General features: G+C 67.1%; 4 protein-coding genes. All 4 read left to right on the top strand.

What is annotated here, in order from left to right; translation table 11 throughout:
• The coding region (locus tag DBR20_RS05985; protein WP_108265547.1) for a TldD/PmbA family protein at positions 1-1,174 on the top strand (1,174 nt) is incomplete at its 5' end.
• Positions 1,174-1,881: a DUF4159 domain-containing protein gene (locus DBR20_RS05980; RefSeq protein WP_100461786.1), complete on the top strand. Its 708-nt coding sequence runs from the start codon at positions 1,174-1,176 to the stop codon at positions 1,879-1,881. The genes DBR20_RS05985 and DBR20_RS05980, both read left to right, overlap by 1 nt.
• Before the next feature lie 13 nt (positions 1,882-1,894).
• Positions 1,895-2,878: a MoxR family ATPase gene (locus DBR20_RS05975; protein WP_108265546.1), complete on the top strand. Its 984-nt coding sequence runs from the start codon at positions 1,895-1,897 to the stop codon at positions 2,876-2,878.
• A 7-nt stretch (positions 2,879-2,885) separates the two neighbouring features.
• A partial coding sequence (locus DBR20_RS05970; RefSeq protein ID WP_146186956.1) for a DUF58 domain-containing protein occupies positions 2,886-3,407 on the top strand: 522 nt, incomplete at its 3' end.

Raw genomic sequence — 3,407 nt, 5'->3', positions numbered from 1 at the left:
ACTGGCCGTTACCGTGGCCTTCGGCAAGCGCGTGGGTACCGCTTCAATCAACGAGTTCGACGACGCCGCGCTGCAGCGCGTGGTCCGCCGCGCCGAAGACCTGGCCCGCCTGGCCCCGGAGAACCCGGAGTTCATGCCGGCCATCGGCAAGCAGAGCTACCGCGCCAGCCCGACCTTCAGCGAGTCCACCGCCGCCATCGATCCGGCCTTCCGCGCCAAGGTCGCCGCCGATTCGATCGCGCCATGCCGTGGCAACGGTCTGATCGCCGCCGGCTTCCTGGAAGACGGCCAGGGCTTCTACGCCACGGCCAACAGCAACGGCAACTTCGGCTACCAGCGCAGCACCAACTTCGATTACACCTGCACCGTGCGCACCGAAGATGGCCGTGGCTCGGGCTGGGTGGGTCGCAACCTGAAGGATGCGGCCGACTTCAAGGCCGACCAGGACATCCGCATCGCGATGCGCAAGGCGACCGAGTCGCAGGAAGCCAAGGCGCTGGAGCCCGGCAAGTACACGGTGATCCTGGAGCCGGCAGCGGCTGCGGGCCTGATCAGCTTCATGATGAACTTCTTCAGCGCGCGCTCGGCCGATGAAGGCCGCAGCTTCTTGTCGAAGAAGGGCGGCGGCAACAAGCTGGGCGAGCAGGTCTACGATCCGCGCGTGAACATGCACGCCGACCCGTGGCATCCGGATGCGCCGGTGCTGCCGTGGGACGGCGAAGGCATGCCGCGCGAGCGCATCGCCATCATCGAGAACGGCAAGGTCGCCAACCTCGACTACTCGCGCTTCTGGGCACAGAAGCAGGGCAAGACCGCCAAGGCCACGCCCGGCAACCTGCTGATGAGTGGTGGCGAGAAGAACACCGCCGAGCTGGTGCGTGGCACCCAGAAGGGCATCCTGGTCACCCGCACCTGGTACATCCGCATGGTCGACCCGCAGACCGTGCTGCTGACCGGCCTGACCCGCGATGGCACCTTCTACATCGAGAACGGGCAGATCAAGCACCCGGTGAAGAATTTCCGCTTCAACGAGTCGCCGGTGATCATGCTCAACAACATCGAAGAGCTGGGCAAGCCGGTGCGCGTGGCCGGCGACGAATCCAGCTTCGTGATGATGATTCCGCCGATGAAGCTGCGCGATTTCACTTTTACGTCGTTGTCCGACGCGGTCTGATGGATCGCCGGGCCTGCCTGCGCTGGTTGGCCGCTGCCGCTTCGGCGGCGGCGCTGCCGGCATGGGCACAGGCAGGCCCGCGCAGTTCGCGCTACGACTTCTGGTTCACCCGCCTGCAGTACGACTCCGGCGACTGGGACGTGGACGCGCGCATGCCGTCCAACCTGATCACCTCGCTGATCGACTACACCTCTTTGCGCGTGGACCCGCAGGAACGCGTGGTGGCCCTGGCCGACCCGCGCATGCTGGAGGCGCCGTTCTGCTACCTGGCCGGGCACACCCTGGTCGAGTTCAACGCCGCCGAACGGCAGAACTTCGTGCGCTACGTGCGCAATGGTGGCTTCGTCTTCGTCGACGACTGCAACCACGATATCGACGGCCTGTTCGCCACTTCGTTCGAAGCGCAGATGGGCCGGCTGTTCGGGCCGAAGGCGCTGCAGAAGCTGCCCAACAGCCACGCGCTGTACCGCAGCTTCTTCCGCTTCCCCGACGGCCCACCCGCGACCAGCTTCGAGCTCAATGGCTGGGGCGATGACCTGGTGCACGACTACCTGAAGGGCATCGACGTCGATGGCCGGCTGGGCGTGCTCTACAGCAACAAGGACTACGGCTGCGAGTGGGACTACGACTGGCGCAACAAGCGTTTCCTGGCCGAAGACAACACCCGCTTCGGCGTCAACATCGTGATGTACGCATTGAACAACTGAACGGACCACGCCCATGACCTCCCCCGACCTCGATTCCCTGCTGCCGCGCCTGCACGATCTGCGCGCTGCGCTCGCCCACGCCGTGGTCGGCCAGAACACCGTGGTCGAGCAGTTGCTGATCGGCCTGCTGGCCGGTGGCCACTGCCTGCTGGAAGGCGCGCCGGGGCTGGGCAAGACCCTGCTGGTACGCTCGCTGGGGCAGGCACTGGAACTGCAGTTCCGGCGCGTGCAGTTCACCCCGGACCTGATGCCCAGCGACATCCTCGGCACCGAACTGCTGGAAGAAGACCACGGTACCGGCCATCGCCATTTCCGCTTCCAGCAGGGCCCGATCTTCACCAACCTGCTGCTGGCCGACGAGCTCAACCGCACCCCGCCCAAGACCCAGGCCGCGCTGCTGGAAGCGATGCAGGAACGCACGGTCAGCTACGCCGGCACCACCTACACGCTGCCGGCACCGTTCTTCGTGCTGGCTACGCAGAATCCGATCGAACAGGCCGGTACCTATCCCTTGCCCGAAGCGCAGCTGGATCGCTTCCTGCTGCACGTGCTGGTCGATTACCCCAGCGAAGAAGAAGAGCGGCAGATCCTGGAACAGACCACCGGTAACGCCACTGGAAGCGTGCCGAAGGTGATGGATGCCGAAGCGGTGATCGCGCTGCAGGCGGCGGTGCGCCAGGTGCATGTCAGCCCCGACGTGCTGGCCTGGATCACCCGCCTGGTCCGCGCCAGCCGTCCCGGCGAGGGCGCACCGGCGGCGATCAACCAGTGGGTGAAATGGGGTGCGGGCCCGCGTGCCGGGCAGTCGCTGGTGCTGGCCGCCAAGGCGCGCGCACTGCTGCAGGGACGTTTCGCCGCCACCCGCGAGGATGTGCAGGCGCTGGCCGCACCGGTGATGCGTCATCGCCTGCTGCTGTCGTTCGCCGCCGAAGCCGAGCAGAAGCGGGCCGACGATGTGGTCGCCGCACTGCTGCAGGCCGTTCCATTCCCGGGTTGATCCACTGGTGACCGCAGGCACGCCGCTGCTGCTGCTGCCACCGGACCTGCGCGCGCGACTGCGTGCGCTGCGGCTGTGGCCACGCCTGGCAAGCGGCGCGAGCGGCATCGGTCAGCATGCCAGCCGCAGCCGCGGTGCCGGTCTGGAATTCGCCCAGTATCGCGCCTACGAGCCCGGCGACGAACTGCGCCAGATCGACTGGAAGCTGTACGCGCGCTCGGACCGCTTCTTCGTGCGTGAATCTGAGCGCGAAAGCCCGATCACCGTCTGGCTGCTGCTCGATGCCACCGCCTCGGCGGGCCAGGCCGACCGCGCGGCACCTGGACGCAGCCGCCTGGATCACATGCGGCAGCTGGCAGCCTGCGTGGTCGAGCTGGCACTGCAGCAAGGTGATCGCTTCGGCCTGCTGGCCATCGATGGCGAAGGCCTGCAGCTGGTGCCAGCCGCACATGGCGCGCGCCAGCGTGACCGCGTGCACCTGCAACTGCATGCCCTGCAGGCGCGTGGCGGATGGCCGACCGCCGAGCGC

It is taken from the genome of Stenotrophomonas sp. HMWF023, assembly GCF_003060985.1.
Taxonomy (GTDB): domain Bacteria; phylum Pseudomonadota; class Gammaproteobacteria; order Xanthomonadales; family Xanthomonadaceae; genus Stenotrophomonas; species Stenotrophomonas lactitubi.
The sequence above is the reverse complement of the archived record's forward strand: the minus strand, read 5'-3'. Positions and strand labels throughout refer to the sequence as shown.